The organism is Enterobacter sp. ZOR0014, from assembly GCF_000798855.1.
Classification (GTDB): Bacteria; Pseudomonadota; Gammaproteobacteria; order Enterobacterales; family Enterobacteriaceae; genus Enterobacter; species Enterobacter kobei.
Map to the genome: position 1 here is coordinate 1 of NZ_JTLF01000032.1, position 799 is coordinate 799.

The window sequence follows — 799 nt, forward strand, 5'->3', positions numbered from 1 at the left end:
GAACATCTGGTTGGCGTATGGAATGCAGTTTCAGGCTTCTTTGGCGGTATATTTAACGCTGTAAAATCAGTAGTTTCAACAGTATTTAGTGCAATCGGAAGTTTTGCTTCTAGCGCTTGGGGAGTAGTTTCATCAATATGGAATGCAGTTTCAGGCTTCTTTAGTGGCATATTCAATTCTGTTCGCAGTGTCGTTAGCGGAGTGTTTAGCGCTCTTGGTGGCTTTGCTTCAAAAGCTTGGGATGCAATTTCAGGTGTATTTAACGGAGTAGCTGATTTCTTTAAGGGAGCGTTTGACGGTGCTAAAGATATAGTTAGCGGAGTATTCGAGGCTTTTGGTAAATTTGCTTCAAATGCTTGGGATGCAATAACAGGAGTATTTAAGGGCATTGGCGACTTCTTTAGCGGAATATTTGGAGGAGTCAAAGATACAATAGACAGCGTTCTTGGAGGTGTAACAGATACAATTAAAAATATCAAAGGTTCAATTGATTGGGTTGCAAGTAAAGTTGGCGGACTATTCAAAGGTTCTATGGTAGTAGGCTTAACAGATGTCAATTTATCTTCTAGCGGTTACGGTTTAAGCACTAACAGTGTATCAAGCGACAATAGAACATATAACACATTTAACGTGCAAGGCGGTGCTGGTCAAGATGTTTCTAACTTAGCGCGTGCAATCAGACGAGAATTTGAACTAGGGAGGGCTTAATGGTAAGACAGTATAAAATACATACTAACTTAGACGGAACAGACGACAAAGTTTGGGACGTTACAAATGGAAAAGTTAGATTTTAATGTTC

Annotated in this window: 1 protein-coding gene; it reads left to right on the forward strand. The window is 39.9% G+C overall.

The genetic code is table 11. The features are described from left to right. On the forward strand, positions 1 to 708 hold a 708-nt coding region (locus L977_RS24650; protein WP_047624406.1), incomplete at its 5' end, for a phage tail protein. Positions 709 to 799 lie beyond the last annotated feature (91 nt).